Origin of the sequence: Blautia caccae, assembly GCF_040095955.1 — a bacterium.
Classification (GTDB): domain Bacteria; phylum Bacillota; class Clostridia; order Lachnospirales; family Lachnospiraceae; genus Blautia; species Blautia celeris.
Genome location: NZ_JBBMFP010000001.1, coordinates 334584 through 354077, shown reverse-complemented (window position 1 = coordinate 354077; position 19494 = coordinate 334584). Strand labels below are relative to the sequence as shown.

General features: G+C 46.5%; 17 protein-coding genes. 11 read left to right on the top strand and 6 right to left on the bottom strand.

The window, feature by feature from the left end; genetic code table 11:
• Nucleotides 1-7: 7 nt before the first annotated feature.
• The 9 genes from WMO65_RS01525 (at nt 8) to WMO65_RS01485 (ending at nt 12804) form a co-directional block, all read left to right on the top strand.
• Complete coding sequence (locus tag WMO65_RS01525) at nt 8-2089, top strand: acetate--CoA ligase family protein (protein ID WP_148393105.1); 2082 nt, start codon at nt 8-10, stop codon at nt 2087-2089.
• Nucleotides 2090-2113: 24 nt separating this feature from the next.
• On the top strand, nt 2114-2494 hold the full coding sequence (locus tag WMO65_RS01520; RefSeq protein ID WP_148393104.1) for a RidA family protein: 381 nt from the start codon (nt 2114-2116) through the stop codon (nt 2492-2494).
• 40 nt (nt 2495-2534) lie between these two features.
• Nucleotides 2535-3782: a metal-dependent hydrolase family protein gene (locus tag WMO65_RS01515; protein WP_148393103.1), complete on the top strand. Its 1248-nt coding sequence runs from the start codon at nt 2535-2537 to the stop codon at nt 3780-3782.
• Nucleotides 3783-3991: 209 nt separating this feature from the next.
• Complete coding sequence (locus WMO65_RS01510; RefSeq protein WP_103731418.1) at nt 3992-5350, top strand: GntP family permease; 1359 nt, start codon at nt 3992-3994, stop codon at nt 5348-5350.
• A gap of 29 nt (nt 5351-5379) precedes the next feature.
• Nucleotides 5380-6435, top strand: coding sequence for a mannonate dehydratase (uxuA, locus tag WMO65_RS01505; protein ID WP_033142169.1), 1056 nt, complete (start codon nt 5380-5382; stop codon nt 6433-6435).
• A gap of 112 nt (nt 6436-6547) precedes the next feature.
• Entirely contained in the window at nt 6548-7681 is a 1134-nt protein-coding gene (locus tag WMO65_RS01500; protein WP_148393102.1) for a sugar ABC transporter substrate-binding protein, read from the top strand.
• Complete coding sequence (locus tag WMO65_RS01495; protein WP_187370637.1) at nt 7641-9305, top strand: sensor histidine kinase; 1665 nt, start codon at nt 7641-7643, stop codon at nt 9303-9305. The genes WMO65_RS01500 and WMO65_RS01495 overlap by 41 nt, the downstream gene beginning before the upstream one ends.
• Complete coding sequence (locus WMO65_RS01490) at nt 9302-11161, top strand: cache domain-containing sensor histidine kinase (protein ID WP_148393100.1); 1860 nt, start codon at nt 9302-9304, stop codon at nt 11159-11161. Before WMO65_RS01495 ends, WMO65_RS01490 begins: the two co-directional genes overlap by 4 nt.
• Before the next feature lie 29 nt (nt 11162-11190).
• Nucleotides 11191-12804: a response regulator gene (locus tag WMO65_RS01485; protein ID WP_148393099.1), complete on the top strand. Its 1614-nt coding sequence runs from the start codon at nt 11191-11193 to the stop codon at nt 12802-12804.
• A gap of 82 nt (nt 12805-12886) precedes the next feature.
• Here the strand turns inward: WMO65_RS01485 and WMO65_RS01480 are convergent, their stop codons facing one another.
• The 6 genes from WMO65_RS01480 to WMO65_RS01455 all read right to left on the bottom strand — a co-directional run bounded on the left by WMO65_RS01480 (nt 12887) and on the right by WMO65_RS01455 (nt 18508).
• Nucleotides 12887-14176, bottom strand: coding sequence for a sensor histidine kinase (locus WMO65_RS01480; protein WP_148393098.1), 1290 nt, complete (start codon nt 14174-14176; stop codon nt 12887-12889).
• A 58-nt stretch (nt 14177-14234) separates the two neighbouring features.
• The gene (locus tag WMO65_RS01475; protein WP_148393097.1) at nt 14235-15374 is read right to left on the bottom strand and encodes a M20/M25/M40 family metallo-hydrolase; all 1140 of its coding nucleotides are present in this window, start codon (nt 15372-15374) and stop codon (nt 14235-14237) included.
• A gap of 20 nt (nt 15375-15394) precedes the next feature.
• A complete protein-coding gene (locus WMO65_RS01470) occupies nt 15395-16096 on the bottom strand; it encodes a LytR/AlgR family response regulator transcription factor (RefSeq protein WP_033142158.1) in 702 nt (233 codons plus the stop codon).
• 96 nt (nt 16097-16192) lie between these two features.
• Nucleotides 16193-17449, bottom strand: a complete 1257-nt coding sequence (locus WMO65_RS01465) for a sensor histidine kinase (RefSeq protein WP_148393096.1) — start codon at nt 17447-17449, stop codon at nt 16193-16195.
• 5 nt (nt 17450-17454) lie between these two features.
• Nucleotides 17455-18168, bottom strand: coding sequence for a LytR/AlgR family response regulator transcription factor (locus WMO65_RS01460; protein ID WP_148393095.1), 714 nt, complete (start codon nt 18166-18168; stop codon nt 17455-17457).
• Nucleotides 18169-18178: 10 nt separating this feature from the next.
• Nucleotides 18179-18508, bottom strand: a complete 330-nt coding sequence (locus tag WMO65_RS01455; protein ID WP_148393094.1) for a helix-turn-helix domain-containing protein — start codon at nt 18506-18508, stop codon at nt 18179-18181.
• Nucleotides 18509-18744: 236 nt separating this feature from the next.
• Between WMO65_RS01455 and WMO65_RS01450 the strand changes: the two genes are divergently transcribed.
• Together WMO65_RS01450 and WMO65_RS01445 are read left to right on the top strand one after the other, a co-directional pair.
• Nucleotides 18745-18891 (top strand): cyclic lactone autoinducer peptide, encoded by a 147-nt coding sequence (locus WMO65_RS01450; protein WP_187370636.1) that lies wholly within the window; start codon nt 18745-18747, stop codon nt 18889-18891.
• A gap of 1 nt (nt 18892) precedes the next feature.
• The gene (locus tag WMO65_RS01445) at nt 18893-19459 is read left to right on the top strand and encodes an accessory gene regulator B family protein (protein WP_148393092.1); all 567 of its coding nucleotides are present in this window, start codon (nt 18893-18895) and stop codon (nt 19457-19459) included.
• Nucleotides 19460-19494 lie beyond the last annotated feature (35 nt).

The window sequence follows — 19494 nt, the reverse complement described above, 5'->3', positions numbered from 1 at the left end:
CTGATATATGGATTTGAGAAAATTATTGAAACCAAGGACAGTTGCCATCGTAGGTGCCAGTGAAAAAGCGGGATTCGGCGGTGATACCACCCGCAATTACCTCAAATTCTCCGGGAATCTGGATCATCTGTATCTGGTGAATCCGGGAAGAGAGGAGATCTTCGGCCACAAGGCATACCACTCCCTGTCAGAGATAGAGGGAGATGTAGACCTGGTCATTCTGTGTACCCCCCAGAAGACCATACTTTCCTTATTACGGGAAGCGGCAGGGAAGAACTGCGGAGGAGCCGTGGTCTTTGCCAGCGGATACAGTGAGACGGGAGCGGAGGGGAAAGAGCTTCAAAGAGAGCTGGTCCGGGAAGCCGACCGCCTGGGAATCGCGGTCATGGGGCCGAACTGTGCGGGGTTTGCCAATTTCATTGACGGTATCTTTGCGTTTGCCTTTCTGGTGGAGGAACGGGACCGTTCCGGCAATATCGGTATGATTTCCCAGAGCGGACAGATCGTGCTTGGAGGGCTGGACAGTCCGAATATGGGATTCTCCCATGTGATCTCCTCCGGCAACTCCTGTAATGTGAAGGTGGAAGATTATCTGGACTTTCTGGTGGAGGATGAGGATACAAAAGTCGTGGCTGCATACATAGAGGGCGTGTCAAAACCGGAGAAGCTGGTGGAGACATTCCGCAAAGCGGCAATAAAGAAAAAACCGGTTGTAGTATTGAAGACAGGCCGTTCCGGCAAAGCGCAGGAGCTGGCAAAATCCCACACAGGCTCCCTTTCCGGGGCAGATAAAGTCTTGAGAGCTGTATTTAAGCGGTACGGTGTCATAGAGGCCAGGGATCTGGAAGAATTATGCGGTCTGGCTGCTGCATTTTCCTGGCTGGAAGAGCTTCCTAAGGGGGAGAGATGCGTATTCATGAATGTTTCCGGCGGCGAGGCCGGGGTCATGGCAGACCTGACAGACGAGTTCGGAATCCGCCTGGCGGAATATCATCCGGAGACGAAAGCATATCTTCAGACTCTTGTTCCGGATTATGGTTCCGTAAATAATCCTTTTGATATGACAGCAGGAATCGGATACAACACCCCGGTCATGGTTCGGGCCATGGAGGCCATCTCAAAAGACGATCATGTGGATGCCATCTGTATTGCCTATACCATCACGCCGGAGATCTGGGATGATACCATCTCCCATATGGTGGAGGCGGTATCCATTGCCAGAGAGAATCCGGATATGAAACCGGTATTCTGGATTCCGTTCATTGAGCACACAAGGCATCAGGCGAGTGCGGATATTCTGCAAAAAGCAGGCGTGCCTCTGCTCCCATCAGGGCGCTACGGATGCCGAATCTTAAAGCAGGTGCTGGATTTTGCCAATTTTGAATACCAGGATACAGAAGCGGCGGTTCCCGAAAGAACACATGGGCCTTCCCAAGGACTCAGCGAGTATGAGAGCCTGAATTACCTGAAAGCACACGGCGTTGCGATTCCGCCCCAGGCCGTGGCTGCCACAGCAGATGAGGCGGTAAAGGCAGCCGGGAATCTGGGATATCCCCTGTCCGTGAAGATACATTCTGCTGATATTCAGCATAAGTCTGATGTGGGCGGTGTGAAATTAAATATCAGGGATGAGGCAGAGCTTCGCCTGGCATTTGAGACGGTGATGGATAACTGCAGGAAAAACGCGCCGGATGCGAAGCTGGAAGGTGTACTGCTAAAACCCATGCTCAAAGCAGGAGTGGAGATGATCATCGGTGTGAACAACGATAAGGATTTTGGCCCTATGATCATGGTCGGAATGGGCGGTGTGTTCGTGGAGCTGTTCAAGGACGTGCAGCTTGCACCGGCGCCGCTTACCAGGGAGCAGACGAAAAAGATGCTGGAGAGCCTGAACTCTTATCCCCTGCTGAATGGCTACCGCGGTAATCCGGTATGTGATAAGGAAGCGCTGGCGGATATGCTGGTGAGCATCAGCGAGATGGCAGCTAAGGGAAAGGACAGCATAAAAGAACTGGATATAAACCCGGTGTTTGTGACGGAAGAGGGCGTAGCCATTGCAGACGCACTGCTTGTACAGTATATGGATTGATAAAAAATAAGCGGAGGAAAGAATATGGAACTGAAAGAATTAGTGAGCACGGAAGCATCCCCGGTACTGGGGCCTTACTGTCACGGAAGAAAATACGGCAATATGATCATTACCTCAGGCCAGATCCCTCTTACAAAAGACGGGGAATATGTATATGAGATCAAAGCGGCCACAACGCTGGTGCTGAACAACCTGCTCAGCATTGTAGAAGCGGGCGGAGGATGCAGGGAAAGTGTGGCCCGTGTTGACGTGTACATCAACAGTCTGGACGATTTTGCTGCCATCAATGAGGCCTATGCGGAGTTTTTCGGCAGCCACAGACCCACCAGAGTGTGCGTACAGGTGGAGGCGCTCCCGGAAAATGTCCCTCTGGAAGCATCCATGATTGCTTTTGCTGAGGAATAGATTGGTATACATATTCCAGAGAACATAAAGGAGATTGATAATGAATAGAATCGCATTAAAGGGCGGCCTGCTCATCGACGGCACAGGGGCCGCGGCAGTAAAGGACAGCCTGGTGCTGGTGGACAACGGTAAGATCACATATGCCGGCCCGGGAAAAGCGGTACCTAAGGGATATCATATAACAGATATTTCCGGTAAGACAGTGATGCCGGGATTGATCGATGCACATCTGCATTTTTCCGGCAATCTCACAGACAATGACAGTGACTGGGTGCTGGAGGACAATATCCAGAAAGCGGTGGTGGCTGTACAGCAGTCACATGAGTGCCTGGAAACAGGTCTGACGACCGTGGGGGAAATCTCAAGATTCGGCATCCATATCCGGAATATGATAGAGGCGGGTGTCATGAAGGGGCCGAGAGTAGTGGCCTCAGGCCTTGGGTTCTGCGCCACATGCAGCCACGGGGATTCTCATAAGGTATCTATAGAGATGAACAGAGAATCTCATCCGTGGGCAGAGTGTGTGGACGGGCCTTGGGATCTTCGCAAAGCCGTGCGTCGGCGTCTCAGGGAAAACCCGGATGCTATAAAAATCTGGGCTACGGGAGGCGGTATCTGGCGCTGGGAGACGGCTATGGACCAGCATTATACCATGGAGGAAGTGCAGGCAGTTGTGGATGAGTGTAATATGCGTCACATTCCTGTCTGGTCCCATTGTTTTGGAAGCGCGTACAATTCTGCTAAGGCAGGAGTTCATTTGATTATACATGGACAGTCACTGGATGACGAGACACTGGATATTATGGCGGAAAAAAATATTGCTTTTTGTCCAACCATCAATTTTATGCCGGCATGGTTTGATACGTTCCCTCCAAAATACAATCCAAAGCTCCACGACAAATATCCGGGAAATTCAGTGAAAGAGAAAGAATTAAACCGTATTTATGATAATTTGAGAAAAGCCAGCGCCAAGGGTATTATTCTCACAATCGGTTCGGATTCTTTTAACTCTCAGATGACGCCTTATGGAGAGACGACTGTCGGGGAATTGTACGCATTCGTAGAGAAAGCGGGAATCAGCGAGATGGATGCCATTGTGGCCGCTACCATCAACGGTGCAAGAGCCCTTCGTGTGGGAGATATTACAGGCTCTCTGGAGGAGGGCAAAAGCGCTGACCTGCTGGTTATAGACGGCAATCCCCTGGAAGATATCAGGACCATAGCGGCAGAGCATATGGATGTGATCATGAAAGAAGGAGATTTTGTAAAAAACCGCCTGGAAAAGTAAATATAGAATAGAAGCAGACCGGCAGGGAATGTATCATTCCGCTGCCGGTTTTTTGTCACTGCATTTCCCTGAAAAGAACATAATTTTACCATATAAAATACAAATTCTCCCCCATATTTTCCAAAGCCGTTTTTTGTTACAATAAATCCATCAAGAAAAGAGGTAACAAACCGCGGAAACTGTTACAAGATGATGGAGGATAAGAAAAAATGGAGAATTTTGTTGCATCACCGGAGCGGCTGATCATCGGCGCCCTTCTGGGATTTGCCGTGCTGCTGTTCATGATCATTAAGCTGAAGGTACAGCCGTTCCTGTCAATTATGCTGTCTGCCCTGATTATCGGCCTGGCAGTAGGTATGCCTTTTACCATGATTACAGATACTTTATCTGAGGGTGTGGGAACCACGCTTCAGACCATAGCCGTATTGATCGGACTGGGTTCCATGTTCGGAGCGATCCTGCAGGTGTCCGGCGGTGTGGAGGTGATCGCCCAGACACTGCTTGATAAGTTCGGAGAGAAAAAGGCTGCCTGGGCGTTAGGCGTCACGGGCCTTATTGTGGGAATGCCGGTATTTTTTGAGTCAGGCCTTCTGATCCTCATTCCCATTGCGTTTGGAATTGCGAAAAAAACCAACCGTTCCATTTTCCACTATGCCATTCCCCTGCTGGCCGGACTTGCCATAGGGCATGCCTTTATCCCGCCCACACCGGGTCCTGTGCTGGTGGCAGAGATGCTGAATGTAGAATTGAGCTATGTGATCATCCTGGGCATCATCATCGGGATTCCGGCCATGATCCTGGCCGGCCCTGTGTTCGGAAAATTCGCAGGGGACCGATATAACTTTCCGGTGCCGTCCTCCTTTGAGCAGAATGAGAAGAAGATGGTGGAGGGAAAACTTCCGTCCTTCGGCACCGTGGTGGCCATTATACTGCTTCCGCTGTTTCTGATCATTCTGAATACCCTGTCATCCGTGATTCCGTTTATGAAGCCGCTGAATCCGGTACTGACCTTTTTGGGAACCCCTGTGATCGCCCTTCTGCTGTCCACGATCACGGCCATGGTGCTGCTGGGAATGCGCCACGGCTACACCAGGGAGGAGCTGACAAAGATCATGACAGAATCCCTGTCATCCGCCGGAAATATCATTCTGCTGATTGCAGGCGGCGGTATGTTGCGCTTCATTCTCCAGAATTCCGGTATCGGTGAAGCCTTCGGAAATTTCGTGGGAGGCCTTCCCCTGCCGCTGGTACTTGTGGCATTTTTGATCGCTGCTGTGGTGAGAATCTCCGTTGGTTCTGCCACGGTATCCATGACAATGGCTGCCGGGATCATGGCATCCATGCCGGCCATTGCGGATCTGTCACAGATTCAGCTCGCCACTATCACCATTGCCGTGGCAGCAGGCGCTACTGCCTTCAGCCATGTAAATGACTCCGGGTTCTGGCTCTCCAAATCCCTCTTTGAGGTGGATGAGAAGACAAATCTGAAGACCTGGACCGTGATGGAAACGATCATAGGCATCGTCGGTGTCATAGGCGCCACGATCATCTGGTTTATTGTACAGTAAGATTAAAAAAATAAGAGAGGTAAAAAATTATGAAGTTATCATTTCGTTGGTATGGAAAAGAGGACAAGGTCACATTGGAAAATATCCGTCAGATTCCGGGTATGCACTCCATTGTGACTGCAGTCTATGATGTCCCTGTGGGAGAGGTCTGGAGCCGGGAGAGTATAGCGGAGCTTAAAAAGCAGACAGAGGAGGCTGGCCTTCACTTTGAAGTCATTGAGAGCGTTCCCGTACATGAGGATATCAAGCTGGGCAAGCCGGCAAGAGACCGCTATATTGCCAACTACTGTGAAAATATCAAAAGACTTGCAGAGGCAGGCATCAAATGTATCTGCTATAACTTTATGCCCGTCTTTGACTGGACCAGGACACAGCTTGACCATGTGCTGCCGGACGGCTCTACCTCCCTTGTATACTACCAGGAGCAGGTAGACCAGGTGAATCCTCTTGCCAGTGACAGCGACCTGACACTTCCGGGCTGGGATGCCAGCTACACCAGGGAAGAACTGAAACAGGTGGTGGCTGAGTACAACAGCATGTCCGAGGAGGATCTGTGGGATAATCTGAAATACTTCCTGGAGGCAGTAATCCCCACAGCCGCATCCTGCGGTGTGAATATGGCGATCCATGAGGATGATCCCTGTTGGAGCATTTTCGGCCTTCCGAGGATCATTACCTGTGAGGAGAATCTGGACAGGTTCCTGAAATTAGTGGACGACCCGCATAACGGCATCACTCTCTGCACCGGTTCCCTGGGCTGCAGCGCAGAAAATGATGTGGTCAAAATGGCCGGAAAATACGCCGCCATGGGAAGAATTCACTTTGTCCATGCCAGAAATGTGGCTGTCCTGGAGGACAACAGAGGATTTGAGGAGAGGGCACATCTGTCAGCGTGCGGAAGCCTGGACATGTTTGCCATCCTGAAGGCCCTTCATGACAATGGATTTGACGGCTACATCCGTCCGGACCACGGCCGCATGATCTGGGGAGAGACAGGAAGAGCGGGATACGGCCTGTACGATAGAGCACTGGGAGCCACATACTTAAACGGAATCTGGGAAGCCCTGGATAAAATAAACAGATAGAGAATACAGACCGGCATATGGGGAACAGAACGATTTCTCATGGGCCGGTCTGTTTTCCTGTTCCCAAAACCTGTGGTATGATAAAATAGAAAATGAAAACGGAGGGAGCAATATGAGAAAAATACGATTTCTGTCTGCTGTCCTCCTGCTGGCATTGGCCCTTACAACAAGCGGATGCGGCAGCAGGGATACAGAACGGGAAGAACCTTCAGAGACAAACACCATGCAGACAGATGACCGGAAAGTGGCATTTGTACAGAAAAGCATGAACACATATTTTCATCGTCTGTTAGACGCCTCTCTCAGAAATGATACCCAGGAAGCGGGATGGGAATTCCGGGAGGCAGTGGCGGATTACGACCAGACACGGCAGAATCAGCAGATGCTGAACTTCTGCGCCGGTACCCCGGATGTGATCGTGGCGGCGTCTATCGACAAGGACGGCATCAACTCTGCTATTGAGCAGATAAATGAAAAAGGCGTTCCCGTTGTTCTGGTAGATACCGAATCTACAGGCGGACAGGTCAGTCTTACCATAAATTTTGACAACTATAAAGCCGGAAAAATGGCGGCACAGGAGATCGTCAGGCTTCTCACAGAGAAATACGGGGAGCCAAAAGGCATTGTCTGCCATGGCTACGGCAGTGAGGAGAGCAGCGCCTGGAAAGCCAGAAAACAGGGATTCGAGGAGAAAATCGGAAAATACGAAGAAATCCGGTGTATCTCCGCTGATCTGAAAGGCGACCCGGAGGAGGCCAGGTCATGGCTTACTGGTGTTCTGGCGGATGGCACGCAGATAGACGCAGTCCACTGTTCCAGTGACCATCCGGCAAGAGGTCTTGTGCAGGCTCTTAAGGAGGCGGGAATGTGGAAAAAGACAGGGGAGGCGGGACATATTATCTTTGTCACCATTGACGGGGACCCATTTGCCGGAAAACAGATCCGCGGAGGGTATTACGACGGCAGTGTAGTGCAGGATGCCCTGGCGTACGGGGATGTGCTGGTGCAGATGCTGGATGGTTACATTTTTTCCGGAAAAGAGGTGCCTGTGGGGGAATATACCCTGGCGGATACCTGGTTCGGTACCTATGAAGTGCAGGAGGATGAGCGTGGAAGACACGCGGTCATACCTCCGTATTATATGGAACGGGACAACGTGGAAGACGGGCGGCACTGGTATAAAAAAGCAGAGGAGCAGTGGGGCTATGCATACAATGATTCGCCGGATACGGAAACTGAAAATTGAAAAACGCCTGAGGACCTTCTTCTTCCTGGCATCCATTGTACCTGTCCTGATCCTGGGAATCTGCAGTGCTGTACGTTCCTATGAGGAAATGAAGGGTATGGCTGTGGAATATTCTGCCGCCATGGCAGACATTTCTTCCGGAAACATGGAGCAGCATTTCTCAAAATACATCAGCCAGATAGAGGCCGTGGAGGAGAACGAGACGCTTCTGCGGCAGCTCTCAGTCTACAGCAGCGCGGACTGGGATGAGAAAAAGAAGACGGAGAACGAAATGCGCCTTCTGATAAACAGCATTTTCGGGCAGAACCAGGAGGTAGATACTGTGGAGATCAGCAGTGCCGACGGGGCGAAGTTTTATTATCCATCGCCGGTCACGCAAAAGGAATCTCCCCTGCTTGCCAGAACAAAAGCCTCGGAGGGGCCGCTGTGGAGCTTTATCCCGAAAGAAATCGGTACAGACCGGGAGAATTATATTGTGATCTCCAAGACAATGGAACCTTACGGTAATATTGTCCTGGCCCTGAAAAAGGATTATGCGGAGACGCTGTGCCAAAACGCAGGGGCGGGAAAGCAGTGGAAAACAGCCATATTTGACGGAAGCGGCGTGCTGGTGGCAGGGGAGAATGCCTTTGACCGGATGTCCGGGGAGAAGGGGAACATCACTTCCACGGACCAGGGAAGGATGTTCACCTCCGGCCATGTGATTACAGCCATGCAGTGGAAGATCGTAAACGGAGTGCCCTATTCTTATCTGCTGGGTGGTGTCTATCAGCAGACTGCTGTTCTGGTGGTTTTGCTGGCAGCAGGACTTCTGGTGGTATTCTTTCTCTCGAGGATCATGACAGCCAGTATCACGGAACCTCTCGGAAGGCTGACGAGAGCTATGGAACGTGACGGGTGGAGTGAACTTCTGACAGACGGAGGAAGGGATGAATACCATGAACTGATCCGGGGCTTCAACCGGATGAATGAGCGCCTGGGGCATATGGGAAATGAAGTGCTGCAGATGGAACTCAAAGAGAGCCGTCTGGAACGCATTAAAAAAGAGACGGAGCTTTCCGCTCTGCAGAAACAGATCAATCCCCATTTTCTCTACAATACCCTGGAGACAATCTATTGGAACGGGCAGTATGAAGGAGCGGAGGAAATCAGTGATGTGGTGATCGCGGTGGGGAATTATTTCCGCACCATTATCAGCAAAGGGCAGGAGTACACAACGGTAGGGCAGGAGGCTAAGAGCGTGGAGAACTATCTGTTTCTTCAGAACCTGCGCTTTGGGGACAGAATCAAAATCTCCTGGAAAATCCAGGAGGGAATAGAGGACTGTCAGGTAATGAAACTGATCCTTCAGCCGGTCATGGAGGACATGATCAATGAGGCTCTGGAAGAACGGGCAAAGGAAATTCAATTTTATGTGGAGGGAAAGCGGGAAGAGGGCAGGATACGTTTTTTTATAGGCGGTGTGCCGCAGACCACTGCACAGCATTTTCAGGAAAAACAGGATTTGCCCGGCTGTGACAATGTGGATCAGCGCCTGAAGCTTTATTTCGGAGAGGCTTATGGGATAGCAATAGAAGAAAGCGGGATCAACATTCTGGTGCCCATAAAGGAGGGGGATGTATGACGGAAATATTGAGAAAACTATCCATAAAGCGCAGGATGGTCCTCTTCTTTTGCCTCCTCTGCCTTTTCCCTATACTGCTTCTCCTCTGCTTTTCCGGGTGGAGCGGCCGGTATCAGGCGGAAAATGGTGAGCAGCGGTTTACGAACATGTATCTGGAACAGGGGCAGAACCAGTTAAATGCCTATCTGGAAGAGTATGAGCAGAAAGTCAGATATCTGACAGAAAACCCGGATCTGCTGGCTGATGTCTATCTGTATCATGAAAACTGCGGTTACCGGGGGGAAACCACTGCGTCCAGAATAGAGAGTATCCTGTACCATGCCTGCAGGGAGGAGGCATTCTTTGACTATGGGATTATTTTATCAGAGGACGGCAGTGTGTTCTTAAAAGGTCAGGATATGGAGGCGGAGGCTAGTTATTTTCAGAAGCTTATGGAATCCGAAGGGGAGAAAATAACTGCGAATAAGCCGGTTTTCCTTACAGGGGAAGACGGAAATGTGTATCTGGCAGGTCTTTTGAGGCCCGGTCTGGAGCCGAAACAGATTACGTGTTATCTGATCCTCAGATGTAATATGGATGCGTTCGGGGAAATAGTTGCACTGCTGAAACGGACACAGGAGCAGAGATTCAGCCTGATGGGGGAAGAGGGACAGGTATTATTTAGTGATGCGGAGGCTGCTGTTGAGGCAGAGGCTGCTGATGATGCAGAGGCTACAGATGAGGCAGAGGCTACAGATGAGGCAGAGGCTGCAAATGATGCGGAGGCTGCCGATGATGCAGAGCTTTCGGATGAGACAAAGACCTCGGTGGATGCAGCGGCCCCGGAGGCGGTGGATACCATACGCTTGAGAAATGGCTGGAAACTTACCATTTCCGGTGATACCATCTCTTCAAAAAATCCTTTTGGTATTCAAGGACTGCTGGCCCTCATCCTTCTTCTTTTTTCAGCGGCCTGCATGTATCTGCTGGCAAAAAGCCTGACAATCCCTCTTGGGCAGATCATGGAAAAAATGTACCGCGCAGGTCTGAAAGGAGATACACAGGAAGCTACAGAAGAGAAAAATACAGCAGTTCCGTCCGGCGATGAGCATCACATGCTGGAACAAAAACTGACAGAGATGATCGGAAAACAGCGGGAACTGCGCGATAAGATGTATATGAGCAGAATCGGTGAGGAGAAGATCCAGATGCGCATCAAAGAGCTGGAATTAAATGCCATGCAGCAGCAGATCAATCCTCATTTTCTTTTGAATGTGCTGGAAACCATTTACTGGATGGCTGAGGAAAAAGGATATGAACAGACAGAGGAGATGATCGCCGTCCTGGGTGATTATTTCAAACTCTGTGTCTCAACTGCCGGGGAGTTTGTGACCATCCGGGAGGAGATAGAAAATGCAAAAAGTTACCTGCAGATACTTGCCATATTATATGAAAAGAATTTTGAAGTCCAATGGGAGACAGACCCGGATATCCTGGACGCCAGGACCATCAAACTGATCCTCCAGCCTGTCATAGAGAACGCCTTTGAACACGGGATACGCAGTATGAAACAGGGCGGCCGCATTAGGATCACGGGCCGCCGCACGGAACACGGAGTAGAATTCTGGGTCGAGGACAACGGAAGAGGCATGACAGAAGAGCGACTGAAGGAAGTGACAGATTATATGAAGGACAGCAATTATGATCCGGCCAGAAGCGTTGGCACCAAGAACGTGAATCTGCGGATCCGTCTCTATTACGGGGAAGCATACGGTCTTTCCTATGAGTCAAAAGAAGGTATGGGGACTCGGGCTGTCATAAGGATTCCCTGGGAGACCGGGGCCGGTACACAGGGAGAAAATGTCATCAGAAGCTGATATAGGAGCAGAAAAGGAGGCTTGAAATCATGTATAAGATCATGTTGGTGGAAGATGAAGCCATCATCCGCCGGGGAATCAAAAGAGGTGTCAAATGGGAGGAAAACGGATTTGAGATAGCAGCAGAGGCAGAAGACGGGGAGGAAGCGCTGAAGCTTTTGGAGGAGACCGGCGTGGATGTGATACTCACGGATGTAAAAATGCCGGGAATGAATGGCGTGGAGCTGTCCAAAAAGGTGAAAGAACAGTATCCGCAGATAGAAATCGTCATTCTGAGCGGCTTTGCCGAGTTTGAATATGCGAAGGCGGCTGTCTCCTTCGGGGCCTTTGAATATATGGTAAAACCTGTGAGAAAACAGGAGATTGAAGCGGTCTTCGGCAGACTGAAAGAAAAGCTGGACCGGCGGTCCCGTGAGGAGGCAGAGGAACAGCGCCGCATGCTGGTATTAAACGAGGGCATGGAAAAGCTGAGAGAGACACTTCTTCTGGAACTTCTGGAGGGGGAGAGGAAAGCCTATACAAACCTGGAGGAAGAGATCATGCGTCTGGAGCTGGAGCTGTCCACCCGGAATGTACAGGCGGCTGTCATACGGACTGCAGTCTCTCAGGACGCTGAGACAGAAGAGATCAAACAGGCGTATCGGAAAATCTTACGGGAGTATGTCCCGGACGGGGTTTCTGTGATACGCAGTGCACAGGAGATGGTGCTGGTCTTTTCTGATTTGGAGATGCAGAGAGAAAATCTGCTCGCTGTCAATCTGAAGAGGGCAGCAGAAAAGATGAAAGAGGAATGCTTCGGGGAGGCCAGACCTGAAGTGCGTGTTGGAATCGGAATGATATACCCCTCCATCACCCATCTGTACAAGTCCTATGCCCAGGCGAAAAAAGCCATAGATTCCAATTTCCATGAGGCAGGCCAGATTGTAAATCTCTTCCGGGACGGAATTGAATATGAGTTTGAAAAACAGTGGATTCAGGAATACCCCAGAGAGATAAGCAGTATCACGGAGCTGGTACTGGCAGGAAAAGAGGAAGAGGTAAGGTCTTCCATCGAAAAAATGTTCGCGGAGTTCGAGCACAAGAAAATGAATCCGGAGCTTATAAAAAACTATTGTTATGTCCTGGGAATCATGCTGAAAAATGCGGTCTACGGCATTCTGAAACCTGCACAGGAACAGAGTTACCCGGACGGCTCTTTTGAGACAAGGGTGAAGAATGTCTTTTCCATGGAAGAATTAAAAGAGATCATGCAGCGGGCAGCCGGAGGCATGGTGCTTATGATGAAGGAAAACGGCGTGGAGGAACCGGCCAGGGACAGGCTTGTAATCGGCCAGGCAAAGGCTTATATAGCCGAGAACTACAGCAAAAAGATATCCCTGGACGAAATATGCCGGAATCTGTATCTGTCAACGACCTATTTTTCTTTTATCTTCAAAAAGGAGACGGGACAGAATTATATGGAATATCTGACCGGTATCCGGATGGAAAAGGCAAAAGAACTGCTTGGTACCACCACAAAAAAGGTCTATGAAATTGCCGGGGATGTGGGATACAGTGATTACAAATATTTCACGGCACAGTTCAAGAAATATACAGGGATGTCTCCGAAGGATTACAGACTGGGTGACAGGGCGGGACGGTAACAACAGAGTATCATTAAAAAATCCAGGGCAATGCATTTGGCGGCATTGCTCTGGATTTTTACAGTATAGTGACGGCTGGCAGCTACAGATTCCCAATCAAAACAGTAACGGTAAACCGATCATCCGTATAAGCAATATCCAGATTCCCTGCATATTTATCCACCACATCACGGACATTCTGCACCCCGAATCCATGGGAACTCTTGTCTTTTTTCTCTGTTACAAAGCGGTCCTTTTTTACTGTGATGGGATTCGCCTTGGAATTAGAAATCTCATAGCTGAGGAATCCCTTATCATACCTCGCCTTCAGCGATATCTGCCGTTTGGAGATGTCCTGTATTTTTTCACATGCTTCGATGGCATTGTCAAGAGTATTGGAGAACAGGGAACAGAGACTTACATCATCGATTCCCAGCAGTCCGTCAATGGAAATATTGAAAAAGCAGTCTATTTTTTTATCCAGTGCGGCACTGTATTTACTGTTCAGCACAGCGTTAACAATACTGTTTTTACAGAAAATACGGTTATTCACTGTCAGCTCTCCTGAAAGCTCCCGAAAATATTTCGCAGCGCCTTCAAAATCTCGGTTCTGGATAAAAGAATAGATGACACTCAGATGATTCTTCATGTCATGGCGTATTTTCCTGACGGTTTTCTGGTTTTCCTCCAATTCCTCGTAATAAGACTGCTGGTACTTCAGGTTCTGTATTTCAAACTCGTTTCGGATGGTCTTTGCCACATAGGAAGTCAGATAGAGACATCCTATACTGGTCAGAATGCAGGCGATACAGGCGGGATATGTGGTATGGGCTCCCTCCTGGGGAGAGTTATAGATAAAAGTAATAAGGCCAATCGCCGAAGCGAGGCAGATGATATCTATGACAAGCCACATACGTTCTGTCAGCTCCCTGGCCCTGGGGACCCATCTGCGGCAAAGCAGCCAGATCAGAAACCAGGCAGGGATACGAAGATAGGTGGTAAAAGAATGCAGGGCAGTCTGTGCCAATGGGGACATATCCCTATTGGCCAGCCAGATCTGGAAACCAATATTTTCAGTTATAAAATTAAGAATCACCAGTATTGGATACAATACTATACAAACAGAAACACGCTCCAGTATTTTCCCTTTAAAGAATATCAGCAGATACAACAGAAAGAGGAAAAGAACCGAAATAGTTCCGGTCAGCTCCTCCGGATATATGATGGGTCCGGATAAGGTGGTCAGCATCAGAAAGGATGCCAGGATAAAAAGCTTCCTTTCACTTCGGAGTATGAGAAAACGGCGAATCAGAAGGTAAAGGAAAAATACATAGGCAATGGTACCTGTGAAATTGACGATGTATTCCAGCCAATAGATTAGTTGAGATGTCATTTTATCCTCCTAAGCTTGTATAAAATAATGGCAGCTTTACATGGACAGCCGCGGCTGCTCACAGTTCTGTATACTGCAGCATTAATCCAAGCGCAATCTTCATTCCTGTCGGAATGGAATCCAGGTCCACCCATTCTTCTCTGGTATGGGCATTTTTTCCGGCAATGGTTCCGATGGTGTTGGCTGAAATACCCAGGGAGAGAGGGATATTGGAGTCCGTGGAAGCGGCATTGTAGTCGATTTCTCCGGGACAGAACATTTGGATGATCTCAGCATTTTTTTCTGTGAAGGCTTTTAATGCCTCTGCGGAAATGTCTCCGTTTCCGGGACGTACGCCCATAAGCTCAGTTTCAATGGTAAATGCACCTTTCATGTCTTCAAGGATGTCGTCAAAGTTTTGCTGCATGATCTTCAGGCATTTTTGGCTGGTGGAGCGGAATTCATATAATACGGATGCCTCCTGCGCAATGGAATTGACAGTAGTGCCGCCCTGGATATAGCCCACATTATAGGTGGTCCTGGCTTCTGTGGGAACCTGCACACGGTATAATCCTTCAACTAACCTGCACAGGATCTCAATGGCGTTGGGAGTGCCGAAATCTGACCAGGAATGTCCGCCTGCTGTTTTTACGGTGATTTTGTACCGGTAAGAGCCCACTGCTTCACAGGTGCAGTTGGACAGGCTGCCGTCAAAGGAATAAAATGCCCGTATCTGACTGCCATAAGTGCGGAAGATCTCTTTACATCCGTCCAGATTACCCAGACCTTCTTCGCAGGCGTTGGCGACGATGAGGAATCCGGTATTCATTTTCGGTTTATTCTGCAGAAGAAATTTTGCTGCCATGAGAAGATTGACCAGATTGGCAGTGTCATCCCCGATTCCGGGTGCATACAGTCTTCTGCCTTCCTGTTTCATAGTCAGAGGTTCAAGGTCAGGAAATACGATATCCATATGTGCCATAAATACAATAAGATCCGTATCTTTTTTAACACCAATTTTACACACCACATTTTTAGCAGCGTCAATCGTAACATCTTCGGCTCCCTGAGAGAGAAGCCAGTCCCGGCAGAATACGGCACGTTTGTCTTCCTGGTGACTGGGGGCCGGGATTTTTCCAAGCTCCATGAGAAGCGTTTCAGCCGTTTGTGTCTGGGAGGCGGCGTATTCTTCTATGATCATTTTTGTTTTTTCATTCATTTTTCTTGCTCCTTTTCTGCTTAGTTCAGCATATATTTTGCAAAGGCAATCGCCAGATCCTGTTTGCAGGAACGGCTCACCGGAAGTTCTTCCCCAGCCATCTGAACGGAATTTCCCTGTATGGACTGTACATATTTCAGATTCACAAGGTAACGGTTATGGATCCGCACGAAATTTTCAGGCAGTTCTGTCTCCAGTTCGGAAAGCTTTCCGTAAAAGGTATGGGTCTCCTCTGCTGTGACAGCGTTTACGGACCGCCGGTCACTGAAGAAATATTTTATCCGGCTTAAGGGAAGGCGCAGGGTCTGTCCCCTGGATTCCACCATATAATATTTTTCAGAATCCCTGCCCAGGCGTTCCAGGGCGGTATGCAGGACAGAGATGATCTTCTCTTTCTGATATGGTTTCAATATGTAATTGAGGGCCTGTACCTCATATCCCTGAAATACAAAGTCAGGATAGGAGGTAACAAAAATAATCTCCGGTGCGGAAGTCCTTTTCCTTATCTCCCTCGCGGTTGCAACGCCGTCCAGATCCTTCATCTCTATATCCAGAAATATAATATCAAACACAGAGTCGTTAAGCGCACGGACAAGTGATTCTCCGCAGTCAAATTCTGCAATCTTAAATGTCTCCCCGCACAGTTCCAGCTCTGTTTCCAATACTTTTCTCAAATCATTGCGCAGTGTCCGCTCATCATCGCAGATTACCAGATTTAACATAAGTCTCTATTCCTTTCAAAAAAAGTAATTCGCGGGAGTTGTCTTATACGATTATAACGTATTTATTGTGGAAGCTACAATAGTATTTTGGCAGCTTTAAATTATTTCCGTATATAAGATAACATTTACTGTGAAAATATGGTTTTTATGAGATATGGTTACCTTCCCATTATATTTTTCCGTAACGTTTTTCACATTGCTTAATCCGATTCCATGTTTTTCACTGCCATGGGAAGTTTTGGTAGAGATATAGTTTCCATTTTGAATACGCAATTCATGCTCGAAACTGTTTTCTACAGATATGAAAAGAATACCTTTTTCTAATTTCATTTGCAGACGCAGATACTTTTCTTTTGAATTTAATGAGGCATGGACTGCATTAGCCAATAGATTTCCCAGTATGATGCTTATATCAAAATAGTCAATACCAAGTTCTGATGGAAGTTGAATATCTATACTGAGGTTTTTAAAGTCAGTCTGCGCATCACTGAGCATATAATTTAGTATACTGTCAATAACGTGATTGGCTGAATAGCGGTGGTATGCAGTTTCTTCCAGAGCTGTCTCCATTCTTTTTATATAGAGATTTACATCCTGAAACTGTTTTTCTTTGATCAGAGCAGCTATGATATTTATATGGTGTTTTAAATCATGTCGTAAGGCATTTATTTTATCCTGCGATTTTACCATTACATCCATTTGCTGAGTATAGGCTTCCAACTGTTTTTCCATATATTCATGTCTGAGATCTTTGAGATAGACATTTTGTATGGAGTCATACAGGTAAAAGATAAAAATATTGATCAATAACAAAAGCAGTATAATGATCAGATTTATTCTTTTGTTGGGAAAGCCTTCCATAATGATTACACAGATAATGGCGATACTGCTGATTGGAACACCTATCAGAGCAGACCAGTGAGAATAATTCAATTTTTGTACTTTACGAAGATCAAATATCCGCTCAATTATAATCTCTATAATAAACAACATCAGATATGTTATAGCAGTGGCTTCTGCAGTTAAACGTTTCCCCGGATAGTATTTACTGACAGTAACAGCTGTAGCAATATCACAGAGCATACTTACAACATAAAAAAATGCAATAGAGAGAAGCCGTTTCATGATACCTGCTGCATAATTTACAGAAATTATAAAGAAACCAACAAGGCTTGTCAGCATATTTAAGATGGGATGATGAAATATTATATGTACACAACTGTTTAACAGATAGAATAATATATAAGACGCAGTCAGACGTTTTTTATTTGTAAAAGAACAACCGAAGAAATAGGTATTAAAGCGGTAAAGAATATACACCCAGAAAAGATTCAACAGTAAATAGGCTATCATATATCTCACCCCTGTATCATCTGTAAAACGGCATCACGTACGGATTTTCGTTTTGCCGGACTAATACTCAACAGGCGTCCATCGGCCATTTGTACATTATCATAAGTATATTTTTCGACAAAATTGCAATTGATTAAAAATGATTTGTGGATAGACAGAAAATATCCGTTTGTCTGAGTCTCTACGTCTCTGAGTTTACCCCAGAATTCTTCAGTGGTTTTATCTGCAGTAGTAATGTAGACTTTTTTGTCTTTGCTGTAAAAATACATGATTTTGTCATAGGGTATACGTGAATACTGATTACAATTCTTATACGTGAAAAATTGTTTTTGGGTATCAAGTCTTTGGCATAGCTCATCTAAAACGGCATATAACTCGTTCGTATGAATGGGTTTGATCAGAAAATTAAAAGGCCGTATTTTAAATAACTGTAATGCATAGTCCTTGAAAGTGGAAATGTAGATAATAGGAATATCAAAGGTTTCATAAAAAGCTCTGATTTTTTTCCCGACGTCAATGCCTGTTGTATCCTTCAGGCAGATATCTAAAATAATAAAATCAAAATGTTCATGATTATACAATCGTCTTAAAATTCCTTCACCATCATAATAGATTTCAATTTCAAATAATTTGTTATGTGATTTTTCATAAGACCGGATCTCTTCTTCGAGTTTATTACAGAGTTTTATATCATCATCACAAATGGCTAATTTATACATAATTTAAACATTACCTTTCCTTCGTTTCAGTGAAAAAAATCTCTGTGATCTTATAAAGCAGCTTTTGATTGCTGGATGACAGACAGCTCATCTTTTCATAGTACTGAGATATTCTGCCGGCATTCCCATTTATTATAACACCGGCAAGCAGTTCATCTGCAGATGCCTCTAAAACATTTGCAATACGAATAAAAGTCTCCAGTCGAGGCAGCTTTTCTCCACGTTCAATCATGCCGATATACTGTACACTCAGGTTTGTATGTTCAGCAAGATCCTCCTGTTTCCATTTTTTTGATATGCGTTTTTCCCTTATACATTTACCGATATCTTTTAAATCCATACGTCATCTCCTTGTTATTAAAATGTACTAATAGTATAGTTTTTTCGGCCCGGATTATACACAAACCAAAGGTAATGCTTTATATACTAATGGTTGCTATATACCTTTTAAATATTTTATTTTCGTAATAAACCGCATTAGTTTCGCAATGCCGGCAATAGTGAAAAACATAAAGTGGTAAAATTTTACATATAGCAATAGCCGGAAAATATAAAGAAAAGATGGAGGTAAAGAAAATGAAAAAGAATATTTTGGAGAAGACCGGAAAAGTGTTAAGTACAGTTGCCAAAGCGGCTGTACTGATTGAGGTGAACAGTACATGTCCCTTTGCCGTATACCAGCCTAAGCTGCCGGAGAGTGTGGAGAAGATGAGGAAGAAATAATATGAAGATCATAGAAAAAATGGTGCAGCAGGATATTATACAGAAAGAAAATAAAGAATGGATGGAATTCGGACTGAGACAGGCTGTTCATATTATGGGTAACTGGTGTCTGGTTATATGTATCGGACTGTTATTTCAGTTGGAAATCTGGCAGAGTTTGTTTTTTTATTTTTCTTATTGTATAGTGAGGATTTTTGCAGGTGGGTACCACGCAAAGACCAGACCAGGCTGCTACATTTGTTCTATGATTTGTATTGCACTTGCATTTTTAATTTATCAACAGATTACAATCAATAAGATAGTGTGCTGCTTATTATATATGATCGCTGTAATTATGATCATATGTTATTCACCAATGGATAACCCAAATAAAAGATTGAGTGTCGTAGAGAAAGTACATTACCGAAAAATCGTAAGATGTGTATTGTTATTATATTCCCTGTTATTTGCGGGAACCATGTGTATTTCTTTCTATAGGATGTATGTATTATCTTTACTGGCCGTTTTATTTGCGGGGATTATGGTTTTTGCAGGGCTATTGCAGGAGAAAATATCCATTCATCGATGAGTAAGCAGCATACTGCCTTTTAAAGGGAGAATGCT

Excerpts from the sequence above, each read along its gene's own strand:
- WMO65_RS01495 (WP_187370637.1), top strand. The coding sequence starts at position 7,641 with ATGCATACAATGATTCGCCGGATACGGAAACTGAAAATTGAAAAACGC.
- WMO65_RS01455 (WP_148393094.1), bottom strand. The coding sequence starts at position 18,508 with ATGGATTTAAAAGATATCGGTAAATGTATAAGGGAAAAACGCATATCA.
- WMO65_RS01450 (WP_187370636.1), top strand. The coding sequence starts at position 18,745 with ATGAAAAAGAATATTTTGGAGAAGACCGGAAAAGTGTTAAGTACAGTT.
- WMO65_RS01500 (WP_148393102.1), top strand. The coding sequence starts at position 6,548 with ATGAGAAAAATACGATTTCTGTCTGCTGTCCTCCTGCTGGCATTGGCC.
- WMO65_RS01475 (WP_148393097.1), bottom strand. The coding sequence starts at position 15,374 with ATGAATGAAAAAACAAAAATGATCATAGAAGAATACGCCGCCTCCCAG.
- WMO65_RS01480 (WP_148393098.1), bottom strand. The coding sequence starts at position 14,176 with ATGACATCTCAACTAATCTATTGGCTGGAATACATCGTCAATTTCACA.
- WMO65_RS01525 (WP_148393105.1), top strand. The coding sequence starts at position 8 with ATGGATTTGAGAAAATTATTGAAACCAAGGACAGTTGCCATCGTAGGT.
- WMO65_RS01445 (WP_148393092.1), top strand. The coding sequence starts at position 18,893 with ATGAAGATCATAGAAAAAATGGTGCAGCAGGATATTATACAGAAAGAA.
- WMO65_RS01490 (WP_148393100.1), top strand. The coding sequence starts at position 9,302 with ATGACGGAAATATTGAGAAAACTATCCATAAAGCGCAGGATGGTCCTC.
- WMO65_RS01515 (WP_148393103.1), top strand. The coding sequence starts at position 2,535 with ATGAATAGAATCGCATTAAAGGGCGGCCTGCTCATCGACGGCACAGGG.
- WMO65_RS01470 (WP_033142158.1), bottom strand. The coding sequence starts at position 16,096 with ATGTTAAATCTGGTAATCTGCGATGATGAGCGGACACTGCGCAATGAT.
- uxuA (WP_033142169.1), top strand. The coding sequence starts at position 5,380 with ATGAAGTTATCATTTCGTTGGTATGGAAAAGAGGACAAGGTCACATTG.
- WMO65_RS01510 (WP_103731418.1), top strand. The coding sequence starts at position 3,992 with ATGGAGAATTTTGTTGCATCACCGGAGCGGCTGATCATCGGCGCCCTT.
- WMO65_RS01465 (WP_148393096.1), bottom strand. The coding sequence starts at position 17,449 with ATGATAGCCTATTTACTGTTGAATCTTTTCTGGGTGTATATTCTTTAC.
- WMO65_RS01485 (WP_148393099.1), top strand. The coding sequence starts at position 11,191 with ATGTATAAGATCATGTTGGTGGAAGATGAAGCCATCATCCGCCGGGGA.
- WMO65_RS01460 (WP_148393095.1), bottom strand. The coding sequence starts at position 18,168 with ATGTATAAATTAGCCATTTGTGATGATGATATAAAACTCTGTAATAAA.
- WMO65_RS01520 (WP_148393104.1), top strand. The coding sequence starts at position 2,114 with ATGGAACTGAAAGAATTAGTGAGCACGGAAGCATCCCCGGTACTGGGG.